The 23,036-nt window shown below is 70.1% G+C and carries 21 protein-coding genes and 1 pseudogene; 5 read left to right on the top strand and 17 right to left on the bottom strand.

Annotated elements, in window-relative coordinates; translation table 11 throughout:
- Positions 1-261: pseudogene (locus ABS52_17380) on the bottom strand (hypothetical protein).
- Positions 239-652 carry a 6-pyruvoyl tetrahydrobiopterin synthase gene (locus ABS52_17375; protein ID ODT01127.1) on the bottom strand — a complete coding sequence of 138 codons (414 nt, stop codon included), beginning with the start codon at positions 650-652 and terminating at the stop codon, positions 239-241. The pseudogene ABS52_17380 and the gene ABS52_17375 overlap by 23 nt, the downstream one beginning before the upstream one ends.
- Positions 653-1,097: 445 nt before the next feature.
- On the opposite strand from ABS52_17375, the gene ABS52_17370 reads away from it, so the two are divergent.
- The gene (locus tag ABS52_17370) at positions 1,098-1,286 is read left to right on the top strand and encodes a hypothetical protein (GenBank protein ID ODT01126.1); all 189 of its coding nucleotides are present in this window, start codon (positions 1,098-1,100) and stop codon (positions 1,284-1,286) included.
- 105 nt (positions 1,287-1,391) lie between these two features.
- Here ABS52_17370 and ABS52_17365 read toward each other — a convergent pair whose 3' ends face one another.
- The 6 genes from ABS52_17365 to ABS52_17340 all read right to left on the bottom strand — a co-directional run bounded on the left by ABS52_17365 (position 1,392) and on the right by ABS52_17340 (position 9,396).
- On the bottom strand, positions 1,392-2,366 hold the full coding sequence (locus ABS52_17365) for a hypothetical protein (GenBank protein ODT01125.1): 975 nt from the start codon (positions 2,364-2,366) through the stop codon (positions 1,392-1,394).
- Positions 2,363-4,834: a hypothetical protein gene (locus ABS52_17360; protein ID ODT01124.1), complete on the bottom strand. Its 2,472-nt coding sequence runs from the start codon at positions 4,832-4,834 to the stop codon at positions 2,363-2,365. The genes ABS52_17365 and ABS52_17360 overlap by 4 nt, the downstream gene beginning before the upstream one ends.
- A complete protein-coding gene (locus tag ABS52_17355) occupies positions 4,831-6,045 on the bottom strand; it encodes a hypothetical protein (GenBank protein ODT01123.1) in 1,215 nt (404 codons plus the stop codon). The genes ABS52_17360 and ABS52_17355 overlap by 4 nt, the downstream gene beginning before the upstream one ends.
- 74 nt (positions 6,046-6,119) lie before the next feature.
- Positions 6,120-6,992 (bottom strand): hypothetical protein, encoded by an 873-nt coding sequence (locus tag ABS52_17350; protein ODT01122.1) that lies wholly within the window; start codon positions 6,990-6,992, stop codon positions 6,120-6,122.
- Positions 6,992-8,983: a hypothetical protein gene (locus ABS52_17345; protein ODT01121.1), complete on the bottom strand. Its 1,992-nt coding sequence runs from the start codon at positions 8,981-8,983 to the stop codon at positions 6,992-6,994. Before ABS52_17345 ends, ABS52_17350 begins: the two co-directional genes overlap by 1 nt.
- 128 nt (positions 8,984-9,111) lie before the next feature.
- Complete coding sequence (locus ABS52_17340; protein ID ODT01120.1) at positions 9,112-9,396, bottom strand: hypothetical protein; 285 nt, start codon at positions 9,394-9,396, stop codon at positions 9,112-9,114.
- Positions 9,397-9,415: 19 nt separating this feature from the next.
- Between ABS52_17340 and ABS52_17335 the strand changes: the two genes are divergently transcribed.
- Positions 9,416-11,245 (top strand): hypothetical protein, encoded by a 1,830-nt coding sequence (locus ABS52_17335; GenBank protein ODT01119.1) that lies wholly within the window; start codon positions 9,416-9,418, stop codon positions 11,243-11,245.
- A gap of 39 nt (positions 11,246-11,284) precedes the next feature.
- Here ABS52_17335 and ABS52_17330 read toward each other — a convergent pair whose 3' ends face one another.
- The 4 genes from ABS52_17330 to ABS52_17315 form a co-directional block, all read right to left on the bottom strand.
- Positions 11,285-12,304, bottom strand: a complete 1,020-nt coding sequence (locus ABS52_17330; protein ID ODT01118.1) for a hypothetical protein — start codon at positions 12,302-12,304, stop codon at positions 11,285-11,287.
- Positions 12,283-12,561 (bottom strand): AsnC family transcriptional regulator, encoded by a 279-nt coding sequence (locus ABS52_17325; GenBank protein ID ODT01117.1) that lies wholly within the window; start codon positions 12,559-12,561, stop codon positions 12,283-12,285. The genes ABS52_17330 and ABS52_17325 overlap by 22 nt, the downstream gene beginning before the upstream one ends.
- Positions 12,558-13,049 carry a hypothetical protein gene (locus tag ABS52_17320; protein ODT01116.1) on the bottom strand — a complete coding sequence of 164 codons (492 nt, stop codon included), beginning with the start codon at positions 13,047-13,049 and terminating at the stop codon, positions 12,558-12,560. The genes ABS52_17325 and ABS52_17320 overlap by 4 nt, the downstream gene beginning before the upstream one ends.
- Before the next feature lie 131 nt (positions 13,050-13,180).
- Positions 13,181-14,383: a hypothetical protein gene (locus ABS52_17315; protein ID ODT01115.1), complete on the bottom strand. Its 1,203-nt coding sequence runs from the start codon at positions 14,381-14,383 to the stop codon at positions 13,181-13,183.
- A 128-nt stretch (positions 14,384-14,511) separates the two neighbouring features.
- Here ABS52_17315 and ABS52_17310 point away from each other — a divergent pair, with 128 nt between their 5' ends.
- On the top strand, positions 14,512-16,467 hold the full coding sequence (locus tag ABS52_17310; GenBank protein ODT01114.1) for a hypothetical protein: 1,956 nt from the start codon (positions 14,512-14,514) through the stop codon (positions 16,465-16,467).
- Positions 16,467-17,075, top strand: a complete 609-nt coding sequence (locus tag ABS52_17305) for a thymidine kinase (protein ODT01113.1) — start codon at positions 16,467-16,469, stop codon at positions 17,073-17,075. The genes ABS52_17310 and ABS52_17305 overlap by 1 nt, the downstream gene beginning before the upstream one ends.
- A 76-nt stretch (positions 17,076-17,151) precedes the next feature.
- On the opposite strand, the gene ABS52_17300 is transcribed toward ABS52_17305, so the two are convergent.
- The 4 genes from ABS52_17300 to ABS52_17285 all read right to left on the bottom strand — a co-directional run bounded on the left by ABS52_17300 (position 17,152) and on the right by ABS52_17285 (position 21,540).
- Entirely contained in the window at positions 17,152-19,266 is a 2,115-nt protein-coding gene (locus ABS52_17300; GenBank protein ODT01112.1) for a hypothetical protein, read from the bottom strand.
- Positions 19,267-19,337: 71 nt separating this feature from the next.
- Complete coding sequence (locus tag ABS52_17295; protein ODT01111.1) at positions 19,338-20,522, bottom strand: hypothetical protein; 1,185 nt, start codon at positions 20,520-20,522, stop codon at positions 19,338-19,340.
- 14 nt (positions 20,523-20,536) lie between these two features.
- Positions 20,537-20,923 carry a hypothetical protein gene (locus ABS52_17290; GenBank protein ODT01110.1) on the bottom strand — a complete coding sequence of 129 codons (387 nt, stop codon included), beginning with the start codon at positions 20,921-20,923 and terminating at the stop codon, positions 20,537-20,539.
- A complete protein-coding gene (locus ABS52_17285; protein ODT01109.1) occupies positions 20,923-21,540 on the bottom strand; it encodes a hypothetical protein in 618 nt (205 codons plus the stop codon). The genes ABS52_17290 and ABS52_17285 overlap by 1 nt, the downstream gene beginning before the upstream one ends.
- A 304-nt stretch (positions 21,541-21,844) precedes the next feature.
- On the opposite strand from ABS52_17285, the gene ABS52_17280 reads away from it, so the two are divergent.
- Complete coding sequence (locus tag ABS52_17280; GenBank protein ODT01108.1) at positions 21,845-22,558, top strand: hypothetical protein; 714 nt, start codon at positions 21,845-21,847, stop codon at positions 22,556-22,558.
- Positions 22,559-22,583: 25 nt separating this feature from the next.
- Here ABS52_17280 and ABS52_17275 read toward each other — a convergent pair.
- The coding region (locus ABS52_17275) for a GTP cyclohydrolase I FolE (GenBank protein ID ODT01107.1) at positions 22,584-23,036 on the bottom strand (453 nt) is incomplete at its 5' end.

Below are 23,036 nucleotides of genomic sequence, written 5' to 3'. Positions count from 1 at the left end.
GTCCGCCACCCGCTGCGTGTACCCCCGCGTCAGGAACGCCATCGCCTTCGCCACCCGCACCGGCGTCCGCGCCAACCCCTCCCGCCCCGGGTCCTCGCCCAGCAGCTCCAGCTGCCGGCGCACGAGGTTCTCGTACTCGAGCCCGCGCGCGTCCGCGGACGGCGCCTCGTCGTCGCCGGCAAGCTGGTCGGCCCGCACCACCAGCGGCTGGGTCGCGCGCGCGCGCGCCGGGGCGGCCTCAGCGCCCGTCGTAGTCGACATGGTTGTTCTCGGTCTCCCAGAGCCGCAGGTTCGTTAGGCGCCCAGGGCGCACGTGCGGCTGCAACACGCGCCAGATGGCGACGACGAGGTTCTCCGACGTGGGGTTCACCCCCTGCAGGAAGTCCACGTCGAGGTTCAGGTTCCGGTGGTCCAGCTTCCCGACCACCTCGCGCTCCACGAGGTCCCGCAGGGCCCCGAGGTCGACCACGTACCCCGTCCTGGGGTCCACCTCCCCTTCCACCGACACCTCGAGGGCATAGTTGTGCCCGTGCCAGTTCGGGTTGTTGCACTTGCCGAACAGCGCCGCGTTCTCGGCATCGCTCAGCGCAGGGTTGTGCACCCGGTGCGCCGCGTTGAATCGCAGGCGCCGGGTCACCGTGACGATCGGCATGCGGTGGCTTCCGGTGGAGGGGGACGCTGCTTGAGCGCACCCACGCGCCCCCGTAGGTTCTCCCGACGAATGGAGGGGCGTTGCGGTCGTGCCAACGGATCCATGGCGGCGAGGCGCGGTCGGACGCCCCGCACCCCTGTACAAGCCCGCCGCCCGTCGCGTTGTTCCCGCCACCTCGCCCCAGGAACTGGCCCCGGAACGAGACGGGGCCCCATCGAGATCGATGGAGCCCCGCCAGGTCGGAACGAAGAGGTTTTTTTGAAGCCCAAGCGATAGGTATAAGATTCGCACCGCGCTTGCCGCCTTCCCCGCACTGGGGCATGACGTCGACTCGTTTGTTGAACCCCCTCGATGAGCTTATCGGCTCAAAAAGTCTGTCTCTCCGTCCCGTGTTCGTACTTCCTGCCCGGAATGTACCGGGCGCCCTCTGACCGGTCAATTCACCATGGACCTCGGCATCATCGCCGCCATCGCCATGCTCGCCGTCTGGGCCTTCGCGACGTTCACCACCGACGCCCCGGGGTGGATACATGCGCTCCTCACGGCGGGCGTCTTCCTTCTCATCTGGCGCATCGTGGTGCGTGGCACACCGGAAGCGCGTGGCGGCGATGCGCCCCGGAAGCCCGGAAAGTGACCGCGCCACCGCATGACGCCCGTCCGGTCGACTGAGGGACGTTACATGGCGTAACGGACCAGCGCCTTCTGTATCGTCCCCTGATGGGGGGCGCCGCTCGGCGCGTCAGATCTCCCAGTTGCTCAGCACGAGCCCCTCGCGCGGTCGCCGTTCCTCGCCCCCGGCGACGACCATGCGCAGGTCCGTCCAGCGCACACGCGCCCCGAGGGCGATCAGGGCGCGGTAGCCCTCCTCGTATTCCCCCTGCATGCGCACGGCGACGCGGCGCGTCCCCGAGAGACGGGCCGCCGCGGCGAGGAGCGGCGCCATCGCCGACACGTCGCCCTGGCGGGCGAGCACCATCTTGAGGACGCGCAGCTCCTCGCGCGCGCGCCCCTCCACCAGCGGGGCCGCGTGGAAGAGCGCGAAGCCGGTGAGCTCGCCGCGCTCGTGCCGCAGCACCACGTCGCCGAGTCCGAGCTCGAGGGTGAGCTGGAGCTCGCGCGTGAAGTCGTAGCCGGGCATCAACGCCCCCGTGAGCTCGCGGCAGCGCGCCAGCATGGCCCGGCGCTCGCGCGGGGGGAGCGCGCCGAGGAGCGGGACGGCCCCGTCGGTCGTGGCCGCCTCGAGGGTGAGCGTGATCGTTAGGCGCCCCGGGACGAAGCCGAGCCGGGAGTAGAAGCCGATGTTGTCCATGGTGCGCGGCATCGTCTCCAGCCCGATCACCGCCGCCCGGCGCTTGCGCAACCAGTCGATCCCGGCCTGCACCACGGTCTTGCCGATCCCGCTCCCCTGCCACTCCGGCCGTACGGCGAGGGGCCCCATCCACCCCTCGACCCCCGAGTGGTGCGCCACGTTGAAGGCGACGATCTCGTCGCGCTCGTCGCGCCACAGCATCGCCCCGCCGTCGGCATCCTCGATGGCGTAGCGCCAGATGGCCGGATTGAGGTAGGGGACCCGCACGCCCACCATGCCGTCCCGACGGTACCGTTCCGTGAAGGCATCGCTGAAGACGCGGTTGAGCGGGTCGATGTCGGTCAGGCGCGCCGGGAACGGCCCCTCGATGTTCCGCAGCGAGCGCCACGGCGTGCTCGTCGTCATGCGTCCTCTCCCGCCTCCTCCAGCGAGAGGAGCTCCGCGTCGGGGCCGGCACCCACCCCGACCAGGTCGGGCTCCGGCTGTCGCACACGCGCGCTCCCGCTCTCCTCGTCGTACTCCACCGTGATGACGCGATCCAGCCCCTCGCGCACCGACTCGATGTGCGTGATGAGGACGACCTGCTCGAAGCGATCCTGCAGCCGCCGCAGGAGCTCGACCACGTTGTGCCGGCGCACCTCGTCGAGCGAACCGAAGACCTCGTCGAGGACGAGCAGCGAGAACGCCTGTCCGGCGCGTTCGGCGATCATCTGCGAGATCGCCAGCCGGAGCACGAGGTTGGCGAGGTCTTCCTCGCCCCCGGAGATGACCGGCTTCGGCTGGCCGTCCTCGAGGACGATGACGTTGTACTGGTCGTCGAGCTCGAGTTCCGTGTAGCGGTGATCGGTCAGCTCGGCGAGGAAGGCGCTGGCGAGCTCGGAGAGTTCCGGGCGCAGCTGGTGGTTGAGGTCGGTGCGCAGGTCGGAGAAGGCGCGATCCAGCTCGTCGTGCAGCCGTTTTTCCCCCTGCATCGCCTCGTGCGCCACCTGGGCGCGGTCGTAGTCCTGCTGTGCGCGCTCGGCCTGCTGCAGGGCTCCCGTGGCGGATTGGAGCTCGGCGCGCGCGCTGGCCACCGCGATCTCGGCCGCCCGCGCCTCGGCCAGCGTCGTCTCCTGGCGCTCGCGCAGCTCGAGGTACTCCTGTTCCGAGAAGGCGACCTCGTCGCGGGCCCGCCGCAACGCCACGGCGCGCTCGCGCAGCCGCGTCGCGTCGCCGAGCAGCGACACGCGCGCCGCCGCCAGGCGCGGCTCGCGCTCCAGCAGGGTGCTCAGCCGCGTCGCGCGATCGTTGAGCGGCGCGAGCCGGTCGACCTCGAGGCGCAGCACGGCGTGCCGCTCGCCGTCGTACCCGGTGGGGATGGCGGCCAGCTCGCGCCCCAGCTGCTCGTGGCGTCGTTCCTTGCCCCCGAGGTCGCGTGCCAGTTGCGCCAGCTCCTGCACCGCCCCCTGCACGCGGGCCAGCTGCCGCTCCAGCGTCCCGACCTCGGTTTGCAGCTCACGGCGGCGCTCGTCCAGCTGCCGGACGTCGTCGGGCATCTGCTCCAGCTGCTCGAGGCGCGTGGTGTAGTAGCGGCCATCGACCGTGATCGTCTCCAGCTGCTCGTCGAGCGCATCGAGCACGGTGCGGAACGACTCGCCGAGGACGCGCGTGCACGTGGGGCAGACGCCATCCTCCCCCAGGTCGAGGATCCGGTCGCGTTGCGTCTTGAGCTCCTGGTACTGGCGCCGCAGCGCATCGCGCTTGGTCTCGGCCTCCTGCCGGTCGCGGACCCATTCGGTGCGCCGCGCCTCCAGCTGTCCCAGCGCCTCCTCCAGTTCCCGGCGCTTGCGCTCCAGCGACTCGGTGACCTCCTCCTCGAGCTGCGGCGCGCGGACGAGCTTCTCCCGGCGTTCGCGCAGGCGTTGCAGCTCCTCGCGCAGCGCGCGCTCCGCGTCGACCAGGGTCTGCCGGCGCCCTTCCTCGCGGGCCAGTTCCTCGAAGCGCCGGAACTCGGCCGCCACCGAGGCCAGCGGCGCCAGCTCGGCGGCGAGCGCCTCCAGCTCGCCGCGCGCGGCGGCGACCTCCGCCAGCTCGGCGTCGAGGCGCTCGAGCTCGCGCGTGCGCGACGCCTCGTCGTTCTCCACCACGCGCAGCTCGCCCACCAGCTCCTGCAGTCGCTCGCGCGCCGCCTGGGCCTCCTGCCAGCTGGGGGCCATGGCGCCGAGCGCCAGCCCGGCCTCCTTGAGGCGGGCGTCGGAGGCCGACAGCTGCAATTCCGCCGCCTGCCGGCGCGCGCGGGCTTCGGCCAGGGCGCGGGCGATCACCTCGGGATCGGGCATCATGGTCCGCAGCCCGGAGAGCTGGGCGACGATCAGCCGGCGCTGCTCGCGCACCAGCTCCTGTGCCCCGCGCAGCTTCTCGTACCCCAGCACCCGCGAGAGGAACTGCGCCCGCTCCGACGGCCCCATGGCCGCCATCACGTTGAGCTCCTTCTGGCCGGTGAAGTAGGTGTTGAAGAACTCGGCGCGCGTCATGCCCAGGCGGCGCTGCAGGACCTCGGTCACCGCGGTGAGCGAGTTGGCGATCGGCTCGGCGGCGCCGTCGAGGAAGAGCTCGGCGCTCGTCAACCCGCGCACGACGCGATAACGGTGTCCCGCCAGTTCGAAGTCGAGCTCGACGCGCACCGGGGCGCGCGGCGTCGCGCGCGCGAAGCGGATCGAGTCGCGCGTCCCGCGTGCGGCCTGCTGGCCGTACAGCGCCCAGGCGATCGCCTCGAGGAGTGTCGTCTTCCCCGCGCCGTTCGGGCCGATGATCCCGGTGAGCCCGAGGTCGAACTCGATGCGCGTGTCGGCGTGCTGCCGGAAGTTGACGAGATGGAGGGAGTTGAGCCTCACGCGTCGGGCTCCGCGGCGATGGCGAGCCCGGTCGCCGTGGCCCCCTCGCGCTCTTCCGCGTCGGCGAGGTAGTGCAGCCCCCGCTCGACCAGGCGATCGCGGTCGATGCCGGCCGGGAGGGGGCGTGCGCGCAGCTTGTCGCGCACCGTCTCCATCAACGAGGCGCGGCGCCCCGCCGCCCCCTGCCCCACCGCGACCCGGAGGATGTCGGGGCGGCGGGTATCGAGGTGGAAGTGCAGGGCGCGCTTCTTCAGCTCCCGCAGCAGGCGGTGGTCGATCTCGCGGGCCACGTGCCGCGGGACGTCGCGCACCACCTGGCGCACGATCTTGTCGTCGATGCCGCCGGGGATGCGCGCGATGTTGGCCCGGAGCGCGGCCTCGATGTCGGCGGCGGAGAGACCCTTGCCCTCAATCCTTCGCAAGTCGATCCAATCACGCGCTGCCTTGATCGGGTGAAAGGTGCGCTTGCCGGAGGAGAGGTCGTATTCGACGAAGCCCTTGCCTGGCAGTTTCGCCCGCCGCTCCTCATCGCGTTCGCCCCAAGAATTCGGGCTCGTATATTCTATGGACCCTGAGTAGCACGCGTTAGGCGCGAGTTGGCGAAATACGTGATAATGACCGAGGGCGACGTATGTCCATTCGCGATAGGAGATACTGTCGGGGTCGAGCGTTGCACCGGACCGCTCCGCCGACAGCGCGGACGGAGGGAGCACGTCAGGTAATCCTCCGTGTGCGACGAGTACGTTGTACCGCGAAGCCGCATCCGGCCGGAAGCGTCCCGGCGCACGTGCAGCAGCATCAGGGACGGCGAGGATAGCCAACTCACGCTCGGGAAGGACAATCCGCCGAGGCTGCGCTCCGTGCACGACTTCCACGCCGACCTCGGTGAACAGCCGAAGAATGCAGCCCGAATCGCTCGACCGCGGCTCATCGTGATTTCCCGCGATCATCACGACGATTGTCTTCGGGAGCGAGTGAGTGAGTCGCGAGAACTGTCCAAACGCGTGCAGGATCGCCGGGTTCGGCGGGCGCACGTTGTGGAAGATGTCGCCGGCCAGCACCACCACGTCGGGCGCCAGCGCGATCACGCGGTCGATCACCCCGCGAAAGACCGCCGCCACGTCGGCCTCGCGCTGGTTGATCCCGGCCGCCGTCTGGCGCTGGTACTGGCGGTAGCCGAGGTGCAGGTCGGAGAGATGGACGAGTCGCATGGGCCGCGGAAATATACGGGTGGCCGCGTGTTACCGCCCCACGCCACGCCATCTGTTCCGCGGCGCCCCGCGGGTCACATCACCCGCATCCACTGCGTGATCTTCATCCGGACGCGGAGCGGGGCGGCATCCTTCCCCCGCCCCGCCACCAGCGACCGGAGGGAGATCTGCGTGCGGGCGTCGGCAATCCACCCGCGACGCCGGTCGAGGAGGAGCTGGCCGCTCACGCTCCCCGAGGTCTGCACGAAACCGCCGTTGCTCCCCCCCCGTGGCCCCCCCTGCATCGGCCCCGACCGTACCAGCCGTCCCTTCATGGACAGGTACGCGAACTCGCCCGATCGCGACAGCGAGTCGAAGCGGAAGGTCGCCGTGAGCGTCGCCATCGCCCGTCCGTCGGGGGTCGCCGCGAGAGGGATGTCGACCGACCGGTTCCAGGTGGCGCCCGGCGCCACGGGGTCGCGCGGCAGGGTGGCGGGGAGCTGGGAGAGGAGCGTCCCCACCGCTGGCCCCGCCCAGGCATCCCCCCCCGCCACCGCGGTCGCCCCGTCGGGCGCAACCCGGAACCGGAAACGTTGCCCCTGGAGCGCCGCCGCCTGCCGGAGGACGTCGGACTGGTAAGTGCCGCTGCTCTCGATCCGGACCGAATCGGCCACCGCCATCACCGTCGCCCCGTCCAGGTCGGCCGACTCCACCGTGAGCCGCGCCAGCATCACCAGCGAGGTGACGTCGACCTTCGACGTGTCGTCGCCGGCGCGCGCACTCACCCCCATCTCGATGGTCTGGTCGAGGCGCAGGCGCAGGAGGTCGCCGGGGCGCGGTCGCAGCTGCAAGACGAGGGGCGACGCCCCGCCCGACACCCCCGGGGCCTGCGCCGCGCCGACCTGCACGATCCCGGCACACGCCAACGCCACCACCCACCCGGACACGACCCCAGCACGCCGTCGCATCACGAGCTTCCGTAGGGATCGCCGATCGGCGTCTGCCGCAGTGGCCGGACGGGGGGCGGCGACGCCTGGCGCGACGCCACGATCGAGCGAAACTGCGAGAGGAAGAACGCCTTCACGTCGCGCGGACGTTCGCGCAGCGTGCGATCGCGCGCCCGCAGGATCTCGTCGTCCGCGTACAGCCCCTCGAACACGACGCCGATCGACGCCATGGTCAGCTGCGGATCGAGCGACCGCAACCCGCGCAGCACCGCCTCCGCCAGCGTCGGCTCCTCGCCAGGCGGAAAGCGCTCCGCCCCCTCACGCCCCGACAGCACCGCCGGGCGCGGGAACCGGACGAAGACCGGGTGGGCGAAGTGCGGGTGCCGCACCATCAGCTGCCCCTTGTCCAGCGTCGCCAGCTTGGTCCGGGTCGCACTCCCCAGCACCGCATACCCCGGGGTCGCGAGCTCGTCGGGATCCATGCGCCCGTAGATGGCCGTGGCCGAGTTCCCCACGACCCGGCGGTGCACCTGCGACCGGAACTGCTGGGCACTGAAGAGGACGAGCCCCAGGTATCGCCCGCGCTCGGCGATGTCCAGGAGCATCTTGCGCACGTAGGTCTCGGGACCGTCGCCCGGGGCGTACTTGTTGAGCTCATCCACGAAGACCACGAGGTGATCGACCCCCAGCGCGCGACGCTCCAGGTGGTCGCGCAGCTTGGAGACGACGCGCGCGAAGACGAGGTCCTGCGCATCCTCCTCCAGGTTGGCGATGTCGATGACATACACCGCCCGGTCCTCGAAGCTCCCGAAGGGGAGGTCCGACGCGTGCCCGTCGTTGGTCACCAACCCCTCGCACCGGGTGGCGATGTTCACCAGCCGGTTGCGCACCTTGCGAATGGTCGCCACGTGGTGCGTGCGCCATTGCTCCCGGTTGGCCCCCTCCATGGCGTCGATCACGTCGCGGAAGAAGGCGTCCAGGTCGGAGAAGGAGCGCACCGCGTACGCCCGGGACCCGAGCAACGGGTCGCTGAACGGCTGGTCCACCACCCGCGATGCCACGAAGTCGATGAGCGCATCGGCCTTGGCGTCGATGTCCTCCTTGTTGAGGAGGACCTCGGCGAACTGCATCACCTCGCGCAGCCCCCACGTGAGCGGCGCCACGTTGTGCTGCAACGCCGGGTTGGAGCGGAGCGTGTTGAGCGCGAACCCCTTGGCCTTCCAGGGCGCAAAGTACCGGACCGCCGGGAACGGGGCCGCCGGGACGCCGAGCCGCTCGTAGAGGGCACGGTCGTGCGCCTCGAGCGAGGCGGGCTGGTCGAGGAAGCACAGGTCGGGCCCCTTCACGTTGAAGCAGACCGCCGCCACCGATCCCTTCTGCGCCGGGAAGTGGGCGAAGATCGATGCCAGGAGCCACTCCACGGCCGACGTCTTGGTCGCCAGTCCCGAGACACCGGTGATGTTCAGGTGTGCCGCCTCGGGGCCAAGGAGGAAGTCGGCGTCGAGATACACCGGCGATTCCATCCCGCCGGCGCGGTAGATCCCGACCGGGATCCCGGTATTCGCCCCCTCCCGCAGGTAGCCATCCATCCGCAAGGCGATCGCGATGTCACGATCGTCGGCCAGGTACACCTCGCCCATCGACACCGGCTGCAGCGGCTCGTCGGGGACGTGCCGGAGCACGGCCGCCGTGTACAGCCGGATCTCGGCGCGCTCCGTGGGCACGTGGCGGGCACGCGCCGGGTCGGCGTCGGCGCCGATCACGTCGTGCAGCGGCGAGGCGAGGTCCGAGTAGCTCATGCCGTCGGTCACCACCCCGTACACCTGCGGGATGCGCCCCTCGATGGCGTGCGTCCCCTCGACTCGCACGATCGTCCCGATGCCAACCGGCGAATCGAGCGCCGTCCAGAAGTGGAACTCGTGGGGCGTATTGGGGCGACGCTCGGTGGCCACGACCCGTCCGAGAGGGCGCGGCGATTCGGCGAGGGTGGGGGCGTCCGGCGCGTGGGGCATTGGGGGGATCGGAAACGACGCGCGGGTCTTCCCGCGACGCCGCAAAGGTAGCGCATGGGCGGCGGCGCGGGGACGTGGCGTCCTCCCCAACCCCACACCGGCGCGAGGGAGCTCCCACTTGCGCGGCTCTACCTTCGCAGCGACGCTTGGTGGGCGAAATACCGCGAAACCGCGACTCTGTCCCGAGTACAGCGTGTCATGTCGCCGGGCAACGTACCCCACTCGCCTTCACTGTCGTCGTTGCCCGAGACGTCTGCGACGTCCGCGTCATCCGCGTCATCCGCGTCATCCGCGTCATCCGCGTCACCCGCATCACCCGCGTCACCCGCGTCATCCGCGTCACCCGCGTCATCCGTGTCGGCGAGATGGCGGCCTTCGCTCGCATGGCTCCTGGCGTGGTGCGCGATTCCCACCCTGCTGGCGGCGAGCGCGATGGAGTTCCTCCCCACGGCCGGGGTGACGCTCGAGGTGCTGGCGACGACGCTGGCCGCCGCCATGGCCGCCGGCATCCTGCGCGCGCGCCGCGAGCTGCTGACGCGGCACTACCTCGTGCGCATCCCCCTCCTGATGGCGCTCACCGTCGCGGTGGCCGCGGCCTTCCCGCTCCTCGGCGACCTCCAGCCGCGCAACCCCGCGGTCTTCGGGACCGTTGGCCCCACGCTGATGGGGTGGGCCATCTTCTTCTGGCTCCTTGGTGCCCGCGATCCGTCGGATGGGAGCGATGCACCGGCGTGGGAGCCGCCGCGCTGGGCGCTCCCGGTGCTGCTGGGGACGAGCGTCGTCGTCATCGCCGTGACGCACTGGCTCGCGGTCGGCCGCCACGCCATCGTGAGCGACGAGGTCATCTACCTCCTCCAGAGCCGGTGGATGTGGAACCGTGACTTCGCCTGGCACGTCGATCGCGACCTGGTGCCGTTCCTCTCGATGCGCAAGCTGGGCGTGACGCCGAGCGGCGGGCTGTATGGGCAGTACACCCCCGGGTGGCCGCTCGTCCTCGCCCTGTTCGACCTCATCGGCTTGCGGTGGTGGAGCGGGGTGATCCTGGGGACGGCGTCGGTCTGGGCGACGTATCGCCTCGGGACGCTGCTCTACGGGCGGGCCGCCGGGGTGCTCGCGGGTGCGCTCCTCGTGATACAGCCCTGGTTCCTCGTGTTGCACGCCGGGTACATGGCGCACACGGCGACGATCCTCTGCACGGCCCTGGCGGCCATCTGGCTCCTGGAGGGCGAGACGGCGACGGGAAGGGGACGCACCGGGCGATGGCTCGCCGCGGGAGCGGTCATCGCCCTCTCCGTCACCGTCCGCTCGCTGACCGGGGTGGCGTTAGGCGCGTCGCTCGGACTCTGGATGGTGCTGCGCCGACGGCTTTCCGTGCGCGAGCTGGTCCGCTGCGCCGCCACCGTGGTGGTCGGGGCGCTCCCGCTGGCCGCCTGGTTCCTGTACTACAACTGGGCCACGAACGGCGACCCGTTCCGGATGAGCTACCAGGCCCTGCACGGCACGGGATACAACCTGGGCTTCGGCACTCGTGGCTTCACCGGATTCGACGAGCAGATGCAGCGGGTGTTGATCCCGACCGTCTTCACGCCGCGCCTGGCGGTGGTCCACCTGCTGCAGGTCATCGCCAGCATCAACCTCGGCTTCCTCCCGTACGCGCTGCTGGCCCCCGCCCTCGTGCTCTTCGCCGCGCACCGTCATCGCCCGCGCTGGGTGACGGCCGCCGCCTTTGCCATCCTGCCGGTGCTGTACTTCTTCTTCTGGGGGTCGGCGATCCGGTTCTACAGCGAGTACTTCCCCTTCCTGCTGGCGTGGGTGGCGGCGGGGAGCGTCGCGGTGATGCGCCAGCGCCCCCGGGTGGGCGCGGGACTCCTGGCCGCCACGGTAGCGGGGAGCGTCCTGCTCAACATTCCCGGACGGTGGGAGCGGATCCAGCTGGCCGAGCCGTGGATGCGCAGCGACTACACGGGGAGCCCGGCGCGCTTTGCCGCCTACGACTCGCTCGAGCAGCTGCAACGCACGCGCGGCAAGCTCCTCGTCTTCGTCCGGGAGCGCGTGCCGCGGCTCGACATCCTGATCGACCGCCTCTACCTGTACAACATGGACGGGCTGGGCGGCGGCATCCTCGTGGTGCGCGACCTGGGGACGCAGAACGCCCGGCTGATCGCGCGCTTCCCCGATCGGGTCCCGTACCTCCTGCGCGACAACGGGCGCGAGCGCGCGGCCACCATCACCCCCATCACGGGCACCTCGGCAACGCGCTGACGCACGGCCGCCGGGAGTCCCGGCGCCGGCACCCGGGCCTCACGCCATCGCCCGCCCGAGCGTCGCACGGAGGAACACCTCGCAGTCGCGGATGCCGTAGGCCATCGTGTCCCAGCGCGCATCGGGGAGGGCAAGCGGCGACGCCTCGGCCGCGACCCAACGCGAGACCCGGTCCGCCGACGCGTCGGGGGAGGTCCCTTCGCCCAGCAGCAGCGCGAGCGGGACCTCGATCCGCACCAGCCCCCAGAACGGGTCGTGCCCCTCGGGACGACGCAGGCGCAGGTACCACGACGCCACCGGCTCGCGCCACCGCGTCTCGACCACGAAGGGGCTCGAACGCTCGCCGATGCCTAACGTCGCGACCGTCGCCAGGGCGCTTCCGGTGGCGTAGAGCGTGTGGTGCGACTTGATCACGCCGACCGCGCACGTGCTCCCCAGCACCACACCCGACGACGGGAGGCCGCCATCCACGTAGAGCGGCACCGCCCCACCCTGCCGGCACCACGCCTCGGCCAACGCCCGCTCGAGCGCCTCCCGTCCGCGCTGCACCAGGTGCAACGCGCGGCGGAGCCACTGCTGCGGATGGCAATCCTCCGGCGCCGTCCCGTCACCGGGCGACGCGTCGGTCGTGTCGACGATCGGGCGCTCCGTGGTCTCGAGCGCATCGGCCACCTCGCGGGGAACGAGCGCGAGCGGGAGGTACAACGCCTCGTCCAGGTGCGGGCCGTCGCCCCACGTCGCCAGGCGGCGGTCGGCACGGGCGCGGATCACCGCTCCCATCCGCCCCTGCACGATCGGGACCGACCCCACGTAGGCCACCACCCGGCTGTCCTGCACTCCGTCGAGGAAGGCGCCGAAGACGGGGACGGCCTCGTCGATCGCGGACACCGCGCGCGCGCGCATCTCCCCGTCCACCAGGAGCGCGGCCTGCAGCGTGCGTCCCGTCTCCTGCGCCGGGAGCGACACCTCGAGGGTGGCTCCGGCGGGGGCCACCGTGCGCGCCAGCCCGCCTAACGCGTCACGCAGGCTGCGCGCCGTCAGTCGACGCCGATGTCCCACGCCTGCTCGAGGTCGCCCCGGGAGTACGCGCGGAACGCGGTCAGCGTCTGGGTCCGCAGGATCCCCGACACGGCGGGGAACCGCTCGGTCACCACCTCGGCGATCTGCTCGTAGTCCGGGACCTTCACGATCGCGACCAGGTCCCACTCGCCGGACACGGAGTACACCTCCTGCACGCCGTCGATGCCGGCGATCGCGCGTGCCGTCTCGGGGATATGCTTCGGGTCGGCCTTGATCAGGACAATCGTGGTGATCACGGTTCGTCGGGACAGGGGGGAACGCCGAGGAGCCACAGCCCGGCGATCCGGTCCCGGCGGTCGATGTCCACCAGGATGTCGCGGGCAATGCGCACGGTGCGTGTCTCGCGATGCGCGCCGAGCCGGAAATGTATCGTCTGCTCGCTGTGATCGGTCTCGGCCGCCAGCGACGTGTCCACCTCGACCGCCGGGCGCACGCCGCGCTCCACGGCGCCGACGATGACGGTCGCATCCTCCACGGCACACGGCGGAGCCAGGTCCGCGCGCGTGCGCACGTTCGGCCAGACGGCTACCTCCACGCCGCTGATGCGCCCCGCCCGCACGTCGAGGATGAGCCACGACCCATCGTCGCCTTCCAGCTCGAGCTCGGTCGCACGCGCCCTCCCCCCGCTGTCGGCGGGGCGAACGCTCGCCGTCAGGATGTCGGTGTCGGAATCCCAACGATACTCCACGTCGGCGAGCGAGCCGGCCGATTTCTCGATGCGCACTGGAATGTTCACCGTCCCCTCCTCTGGTGCCGGTGCCTCCGGTCCTGCCCAGCGGGCCTCACAAAATAGGAGCGACGCCCGCCCTGAACAGTCCGAGAAAACGCCGACGGCGGGGTGAGCGGGGGAGATGTCTAACCCTTGAGGTCGCTCCAGAGACCGACCGCCCGGGTCACCCCAGCCACGACGTCCCGTTCGGCCGCCGCGTACGAGATGCGCACCCATGCGGGCGTCTGGAAGGCCGCGCCCGGCACCACCGCCACGCCCTGCTCCTCCAGGAGCCGCGCCGCGAATGCCGACCCCGGCTCCGGGTGATCCGGAAATGCCGCCGACACGTCGAAGTAGAAGTAGAAGGCGCCGGCGGGCCTGATCAGCGGGAGCCCCGGATGAGCGGCGAAGACCTGCCGCGCCGCGTCGCGCCGCACCCGGTATTGCGCCAGCATCGCGGCGATCGCCGCGTCGGCTTCGTCGCGGCGGGTGAGCGCCGCCAGGGCCGCGTGCTGGGAGATCGACGCCGTGTGGAACGTGGCATGCGACTGGAACGCCGTCATCGCCTTCGTCACGGCGCGCGGGGCGATGGACCATCCCACTCGCCACCCGGTCATGGCGTACGCCTTCGCCACGCCGTCGACCACCACCAGGTTCTCGAGCGACGGGGCGACCTGCAGCGCGCTCGGCGCCTCCTGCTCGTAGCTCAGCCGCCGGTAGATCTCGTCGCAGATCACCCACCACCCGCGGGCGTGACACAGGGCGAGGAGCTCGCCCAGCTCCGCCGCCGTGTACACGGCCCCGGTGGGATTGCATGGCGAGTTGAGCATCACGCCGCGGGTGCGCGGCGTGGCCGCCGCCTTTAGCATGGCGGGCGTCACCTTGAGGTCGTTGGCGGGATCGCCCAGCACCGACACCGGGGTCGCGCCCGCCAGCTGCACCATCTCGTAGTACGAGGTCCAGGACGGGGTGGGGATGAGCACCTCGTCGCCATGCCCAAACAGGCAGAAGCAGGCATTGAAGAGCGACTGCTTGGACCCGTTGGAGACGACGACGTCCTGGGGGGCGATGGGGGCGGCGAGCGCCCCGTACCCGTGGGCCATGTCGGCGATGGCGGCGCGCAGCGGGAGGATCCCCTCGGTGGGCGTGTAGTGCGTGTGGCCGGCATCGATGGCCGCCTTCCCCGCCTCGCGGATGAACGCCGGCGTGTCGAAGTCCGGCTCCCCGGCGCCCAGGTCGATGATCGCCCGTCCCTCCGCCTTGAGGGCCTTGGCGCGCTGTGAGACGGCGATGGTGACCGACTCGCGCAGCTGGGTGATGTTGGGCGACGGGACGAATTCGAGGGTCATGATGGGGCGTCAGGGGAGCGGGATGCGTGGCGGAGGTATGCCGGAGGGGCGGAGCAAGGTATCTTACTCGATCATGCAGGACCAATGCGAGCGCACGCGCGACGTGCGCGATTGACAAGAGAGGGCTTGTGGAGCAGGACGAGAGCGGCGTGGCCAGGAGCCAGCACGTGGTGCACGTGCTACCGCCGGGAGATGCCCGCGTGGCGGGCGTGGTAGCGCCCCAGGTGATGCGGGCCGATGAGAACGTGGGCGAGGTGCAGGTGCTCGTGTTGACGCCGAGCCCCGAGACGGCGGCGTGGATCGCGCGGCTGGTGAACCCGACCCTCGCACAAGGCGAGGCGCTCCTCGTCCCGGTCACCGCGCCGGCACGCGCCGCGCGACGCGTGAGCGCGGGAGCGCGCGCGGTGGCGGCGACGCCGGCCGACGCGCTGGCGCTGGTGCGCGGTTCGTCGCTCAAGCTCGAGGGAGTCACGTCGCTCGCATTGGTGGATGCCAATGAGCTCCTCGCGACCGCGAGCGAAGCGATGGCGACGCTCCTCGCCGAGATCCCGCGCGACGCAGAACGCATCCTCATCGCGCGCGAAGTGGACGATGAGGTGAACGCCTTCGTCGAGGCGCACATGCGCCGCGCGCGACGCATCACGTACGAGGCCCCGGCCGCCACCGGTGGCACGCTTCACTACGTGGTCGGTCCGCGAGGCGAGCGTGCCACGGCCATCCGGAGCCTGCTCGACCGCTTCGACCCGCCGCGCGCGACCGTCCTGGTGCCCGAGCCGTTCCAGTCCACCGCCGCGCGCGCGCTTGCCAGCATCGGCTACGCCGCCGACGATGCGCTCGTTCGGATGCGCACCGGGGGGATCGACGCTCACGAGCCGCTCGTGATCTGCTTCGGCGCTCCGCCGGGGGTGCAGGAACTGCAGGAGTTGCTGTCCGCCACGCCGCAGATGACCGCGGTCCTCGTGGCACCGGACGAACTCGCGGCATTCTTGCGCCTCGCGGGAGGGAGGGCGACCCCCCTGTCGATGTCTGGCGTCCCCGCGGCCGCGCACGCCGCCGAAGACGCGCTGCGCGACGAGCTCCGCGCCGTGATGCGCGCGCGCGCGCTGCACCGCGAGACGTTGACCATCGAGCCCCTGCTGGCGGAGCACGATGCGGTGGAAGTGGCAGCCGCCGCGTTGCGCATGCTCGACGTCGAGCGCGAACGTGCGAAGGCGAAGCGCCCGGCCAGGGCGGCGGAAGCGCCCGCCGTCACCCCGCCAGCGGAGCGCGTTGCGCCCGTCGGCACGGCGTTCACGCGCCTGTTCATCAACGTCGGGGAGCGTGACGGCGCCAGGAAGGGCGACTTCGTCGGCGCCATCACTGGCGAGGCAGGGCTCTCGGCGGAGCAGATCGGGAAGATCGAGCTGCGCGACACCTTCAGCATCGTCGAGGTGGGCGGCGACGTCGCCGAAAAGGTGATCGCCGCCCTCACCGGAAAGACGATCCGTGGTCGACAGGTGATGGCGCGCCAGGATCGCGGGCCCACCGAGCGCGAGGGAGGCGATCGTGGAGAGGGGCGCGGCTTCCGCGGAGGCGACCGGGGAGAGCGGGGCGGCTTCCGCGGGGGCGACCGGGGAGAGCGGGGCGGCTTCCGGGGGGCCGGTCACGGCGGGGCTCGCGGCGGCTTCCGCGACGGTGAGCGTGGTGGTGAGCGTGGCGGCTTCCGCGGTGGTGAGCGCGGCGGTGAGCGCGGCGGCTTCCGCGGTGGTGAGCGCGGTGGTGAGCGCGGTGGTGAGCGCGGTGGCGAACGTGGCGGGTTTCGCGGTGGTGAACGTGGCGGTTTCCGTGGCGGCGAGCGTGGCGGCTTCCGCGGAGGCGAACGTGGCGGGTTCCGCGGTGGCGAACGCGGCGGGTTCCGCGGAAACGAGCGTGGTGGCGAGCGTGGTGGCGAGCGCGGAGGCGAGCGTGGCTTTCGGGACGCCCCCGCGCGGCGGAATTTCGACCGGGATGAGCCGGGCGGACCGCGCGCCATTCACGAATCGCGCGAATGGAGCGAGCGCGGGGATCGCCTTCGCCACGCGCGTGGGCGCCGATCGGAGGATTGATGACGACGCTGCAGCTGACCGGCGGCTGGATCGAGGTGGTCGCCGGGGTGATGTTCAGCGGCAAGACGGAAGAACTCATGCGCCGCGTGCGGCGCGCAATGATCGCCCGCAAGCGGGTCCAGGTGTTCAAGTCGCACCTGGACGACCGCTATGCGGGGCTCTTCGCCGTGTCGAGCCACGATGGGCGCTCGGTCGACGCCATTCCGGTCGATTCGTCGTCGCAGATTGCGGCGCGGATCGACCCGATGGCGCACGTCGTCGCCATCGACGAGGCGCAGTTCCTTGATGAAGGGATCTGCGAAGTAGCCACGTCGCTGGCCAATCGCGGGCGTCGGGTAATCCTCGCCGGGACCGACACGGACTTTCGCGGCGAACCCTTCGGCCCCATGCCGCGCCTCCTCGCCATCGCCGAGGTGGTCGACAAGCTGCACGCGATCTGCGTGTTGTGCGGCGCCCCCGCCTGCCGCAACCAGCGCCTCATTCACGGAGAGCCGGCGGCGTGGGACTCGCCGGTGATCATGGTGGGGGCGTCGGACTCGTACGAAGCCCGCTGCCGCGCTTGCCATGTGGTGCGCAGGCGGGACGAGGGGCAGCAGGCGTTTTTCTAGAAGACGAGAAGACGAGAAGACGAGAGGACGAGAGGACGAGGGCGGGGCCGTGAGGCGCCGCCCTCGTCTCTGCGCGTCAGTTCCCGGCTTGCAACCTCCGATAGAACTGCGCGACTCCCATCGCATTGAACTGGGCCGGGTCGATCTCGTAGAACTCGTTATCGAGATAGCGCCCGGTGAGCGGGAAATACGGTGGCGAATCCACGTCGAGGCAGGCGTCCTTCACGCGGTTTTCGGCGAAGCCAGTGTAGCCACCGGCGAAGGTCGCCGAGATGCGCTTCTCGATCACCCCGCCCGCCTGGTTGATGCACCCTCCAGACGTTTGGGCGCTGTAGGGGGGAACCGGGGTGCAGAGGCGTCCGGCATTGGGGCCTGCACTGAGGTTCTCCACTCCGAAGGTCGCGCTGCTCGACCCGCTCACCCCCGACAGGGTGACGGCATGCAGGAAGTAGTCCTGGTTGTCGTCGAAGAAGCGGGCGCTGCTCGAGGTCGTGCCGTCGACATACCGGGGGCGGTTGATCGCATTGTCGGCAATCCAGATACTGTTGCCGGTGATGATCCCGAGGAGGTTCTGGCAAATGGGCAGCGACGCGGGATTGGTCACATACGTCAGGTCGTCGATGAGGTCCACGTCGCCCGACACGTACAGCGTCGCCCGGCCGCGGAACTGCCCGCTCAGGTAGATATCGCCGTTGACGTAGATGACGCCCTTCGAGCCAAGGTTCTGTGTGCGATGCACGGGCCAGAGGTACGGTTCCTCGGTCGCCTGACGCCGGGTTGCCGCAGTGAAGAACGTTCCGGCATATCCCGGCCATGTGACCCACGAACCCGTCTTGGTGACGGCGGTGAAGGTCGTGTCCTCGCCACCGTGGCGCGATTCGGGGGGGAGTACATCGACCGTATTCCCCGTCGCCGCAGGAAAGGCGAAGAGCACGCCGGGGCGCTCGACCGGCATCAGGTAGGGATCGCCTGCCGGGAAGCAGCGCGGCGTCCCGGTCGTGTAGGCACTCCCGCTCTTGAGTAGCGCGGCGGCGTTGGTGGCGTACCCGCTGGTCCCGGGCTGCGTTCGCTTCAGGTAGTTCACCGCGTTTGCCCGCGTCCCCGGGCGCCCGAGCGTCGGGATGGCCAGGGTGTCGATGAGCCACTTGTAGCGCACGTCGAGCGTATCGTGCACGGCGAGCGGGATGAACTGCGGGCGCGCCGGACTTCCCATCATGTAAAAGACCCCGCATTGGTGCTGAATCATGCTCTTGGTCACCGAATTGGCGCCGTTCAGGTAGCTGGACAGCGTGCTGCTGCTCGACGCCGTCCCGGCGCGAACGAAGAGCGTGTCGGTCCCACCGGTGACAAACGGAGTGCTCCCGCTGCTCGTGAGCCACGGGTTGCTGCCGGCGCCGGCGCGCGCCTGGAAGATGCGGAAGTACCCCTCGGCCGGTCCGGTGAGCGTACCGTCACCATCCAGGTCGACCGCCACGAACTCCATGCGCGAGCCCCCGGTGCTCCCCACCCGAGCCGGGGGGGTGTAAGCGAGGTTCGCGGCACTCGCGTATCCCGGCATCCACGCCAGCTTGGTCACGGTTGGGAAGGGAATCCGTTGTGCACTCGGAACGCGATGCCCCGGCGTCTGGTATTGGGCGACTCCGGTCACCGTCGTCACGGCGCTCACCGTATCGCTGTAGATCGGGCCCGGGGAACCGGAGCACGACTGCCAGTTGGCGTTGGAGTGCGCGCGTCCCCGCACGATCTCGCCGGTGGTGTAGCACCCCACCGACCAGCTGTCGGTGAACATGGCGAAACGGGCAAAGTTCTCCGCCTGCAGCTCGAGGCGGCGCACATGCCGCGCGCCGCTGCTGTCGGACGCCACCGCCACCAATTCCACGTAGCGTCCGTACTGCCCGGTCGAGTTCCCGCCGATCCCGGCGTACAGGTCCACCTTGACCCGGGGGATCGGCTGCCCCGCGGCGTCACTCACCGTCGCGCCGTTGAGTACCTGCCTGTAGAGTGAATCGGGGAGGACGAAGGCGGTGTCGGTGGTGAGCCGTGCCTTGCCGACGGCGAGCGCCCACTCCGCAGCGTAGCGATAATCGCGCTCGCGATCGTACAGCTTGGAAAGGATGGTGGTGCTCCCCGCCATGTAGATCGCCGAGATCGCCAGGCCGCCTAACGCGAAGGTGAGGACCAGCACCAGCATCAGGGCCGAGCCTCGACGCCCACGCGGCTTCCTCCGGTGTGCCAACATTCGCAGTCCCATCGCTCTTCCTCCTAGTGCGTGATCGCCGCGCTGGTGCGCATCGACGAGTTGGCGGGCGAACAATCCTGGGCCGACACCCCGTACTCGTAGGTCACCCCGGGGTTGATGTCGAAGTCCTCCCACATGTAGCTCGGCGAATTGGACTTGCCGATCTGGTCCAGCGGTTCACCCCACGGTTGCCCGACGACGTGGCGAAAGACGACGTACCGTTCCACGTCCTGCTCTCCCGATGCCTCGTCTGCCGATGCGGTCCAGGTCATCTGGTAGCGATTGACCCCACCCACGTTCACCAGTGCGACCACGGGGGCACCTGGGCTGAGCGGGATGTCGCCGCACGATCCGCGTTGCGACAATCCGATGTTGGCGGGGGCCGTCTGCGAGTTGACGGTCCGCACGAAGCTCTTCGCCTTGTGTTGCAGGTCGTGCCCGTTGAAGACACCGCTGACCGAGATGGCGATGGCGCGAATCGAGTCGGCGATGCTCGCCGTCTGATCCCAGTAGACGGGGAGTGATGACGTGGGGATCGAGTCGATGACCCCGTTCGCCATGACCCGCTGGTACTTGAAGAACGGCTGCCCCGACGGAATCAGGATCTCTGTCGCCACCACGGAGGCCGGGCCATCGTTCACGCGCCGCCAGAGCACGTACAGGTTCGAGCCGCTCGGCGCCGACGAGTCGGTCTGCACCCAGTAGCTGACGGTCTCGGCCAGGGACATCGAGCGATCTCCCTTGCGGTAGGTGAAGTCCGGATACGTCTTCGACGAGTACGGGAGGGTGACGGGCGCACCGATGTCCATGGCGATCGTGAGGTTGCTTGCGACGTTCGGGTCGACGTAGACGGCTTCCACGTCACCGGTGTCGGTAGCGACCAGGTCGGTGTTGAAGGTGACGGCAAAGGCGTGCGCCTGCACGATCTTCGGCTGGTTGCGCGGAATCCCCTGCGTGGGATCCATCGGCTGCACCCCGATGCCGATATTGCGCAGCTCGCGGTCGACGGTGTTCTGGGCGAATCGCGCCGTCTGCAGGGCGTCGGATCGCCCGATATCCTGTTGCAGCTGGCGCAGTTGCATCGTGAAGAAGGGGATGGCAGCGGCGAATACGCCGACGGTGAGAGTCAGTGTCAGTAGCAGCTCGGCGAGCGTGAAGCCCGCCCGGACGACGCGAGCTCGGTGTTGGTGGCGCGCGAGAAGGCTCATGGCGTCGGGCCCTCCTAGAAGCGGGCGATCGCGGTCGTCTTCCGGACCGGATTCGCCATCGCGGGGTGAGTGACCGTCACCGTCACGGTCTTGTAGTCGTACTGCGCGTTCTTCGTCTGCGAGATGGCGGTGACACGCTGGTACTTCGGGTAACCGGGTATCGCCGATTCCGTCGTGATCAGGGTGTCCATGCTAGTGTAGTTGCGCTCCGACTTGACGCGCTCGACGCGCGCCGACGCCAGGTCGAGCGCGTTGTTGAGCATGCTCGCATTGGCGTTGCCCCTGGCGAAGCGCCGTCCATATTCGCCCATGCCGAGCAGCGAGGTGCCGAGGATGACGAGGGCGACCATCACCTCGAGGAGGGAGATGCCGCGACGGATGCTGTGGGTGGTGGTGTGCATCAGTTCATCCTTATCCAGGAGGAGCCGTTGAATCGGTAGGTATCGGCGCGCCCGGTGGCCATCGTCAGGCGCACCAGGCGGAAATCGGGCTGCGCCCCACGGCTGGACGTCACGTACACGTCGAGATCACTGCTCGCCGCGCCGTCACGGAGGAACGAGACGGCCGGGAATCCGAGGATCGCGCAGAGGTTCGCGCCCGTGACGGCGGCCGAGGGCTGAGCGCCGTAGCCGCTGGCCGGCACGGCGAACTTCACCCCCTCGTCGAGCGGGCGCGACGTGTGCCGCTCCCCGCCATCGAGGGCGCAGTTGTTGTTGGCGTCCTCGATGATATGCAGCTGGCGGGCGGCCATGTCGAATCCGACTACGATGTTCGTCTGGCGCATGATCGCGTTGCGCTGTGCCCCCTGCAGCACAGTGCGCACCGTTCGCACCCCGGCGTCGGCGCGGTAGCGCTCGAAGTTGATCCGGGGCACCGCCATCGCGGCGATGATGCCGACCATGGTGAGCACGACGACCACCTCCAGCAGGGTGAAGCCGATGGGAATCGTGCGCGACCGCCCACTCTCCCTCCGCCATGTGTTCCTGCAGCTCGAGAACGCCACGATTCCCCCGATCATCCTGGCCTGAGATGGATTGAAGCGCACGAGAGACGACGCGCGACACCTGCTGATGTCTGCTAGGACGTCCTCGACTAGACTACGGTAACGAGGCGTTCGCTGACCGTCACGCCGCGGCGTCGTTCCGTCACAACGGTGCACCGAATGCCCGCCGCGTGACGGCGAGCGCCCGTCGCGCGTCCCCCTCCAAAGCGCCGCGCGCAACGTGAGGAGGAACGTCTTGAGCGTCATTGCCGCACTGCTCCCCAATCCCACGCGCCAAGCGCGGTTGCGAAGCGCCGTCCGCTCAGGTCACACGGTCACCGTGTGCGACGACTGGGTGGCGCTGACCCGCGCCTGCGAGGAGCAGCCGGTGTACCTGGCGGTGCTCGACCTCTTCGCCTTTGGGGCGATGGCGCTCGAGCCGCTTCGGCACCTCAAGCGGCGATTCCCCCGCTTGGCGACCGTTGCCTATGTCGCCTGTCCGCCGGAGCGCGCGCGCGACCTCTTCGACGCCGGCCGCGCCGGCGTCGATGCGCTGGTCATCGCCGACCGCGACGACGAACCCTCGGTCATGAGCGACATCCTCGAACGCGCAGCGGCGCGGAGTATCGCAACCCTGGTGCGGGACCGCCTGTCCCACGTACGGCCGACCGCCCGCGACGCCGCGCTCGTTGCCGTGACCCGGGCGCACGCACGACTGACTACCGAATCACTCGCCCGGTCGGTCGCGCTGTCACGCCGCATGCTGGCGAAGCAGCTGGAGCGCGCCACGCTCCCCTCCCCGCAGCGCCTCCTCACATGGGGGCGCCTCGTGGTGGCCGCCCACATGCTGGAAGATCCGAATCGCAGCGCCGACGGCGTAGCCCTCGCGCTCCACTTCCCATCGGGGAGCGCCTTCCGCAACACGTGCCAGCGCTACCTGCATGCCACCCCGTCGGAGATCCGGCAGGCGGGAGGGGCCGACATGGTGATCCGTGCCATGCTGAGCGACCAGGCGCCGGAACGGTCGCGGCTCGAGGCGGCGGCAGCGGACTGACGGCGCCGCGCGCCCGCGGGGACTGCTACCCGTCCGACGACACCGCCAGGCGCAAGAACTCCGCGCGGGTGCGGGCGTCGTCGCGGAAACAGCCCAGCAATGCGGAGGTGATCGTCTTCGAGTTCTGCTTCTCCACCCCCCGCATCATCATGCACAGGTGGTACGCCTCCACCACCACCCCCACTCCGTGCGGCGCCAGCACCCCGGCAATCGCCTCGGCGATCTCTCCCGTCAGCCGCTCTTGCACCTGCAGCCGCCGGGCGAACATGTCGACGATCCGCGGCAGCTTGCTCAGCCCGACGATCTTCCCGTTCGGGATGTATGCGATGTGCGCCTTCCCGAAAAACGGGAGCATGTGGTGTTCGCACAGCGAGTACAGCTCGATGTCCCGCACCATCACCATGTTCTCGTGCGCCTCCGCGAACACCCCCTCCCCCACCACGTCCGCCACCCGCTGCGTGTACCCCCGCGTCAGGAA

Source organism: Gemmatimonadetes bacterium SCN 70-22 (genome assembly GCA_001724275.1).
In the GTDB taxonomy this organism is placed as follows: Bacteria; Gemmatimonadota; Gemmatimonadetes; order Gemmatimonadales; family Gemmatimonadaceae; genus SCN-70-22.
The sequence above is the reverse complement of the archived record's forward strand: the minus strand, read 5'-3'. Positions and strand labels throughout refer to the sequence as shown.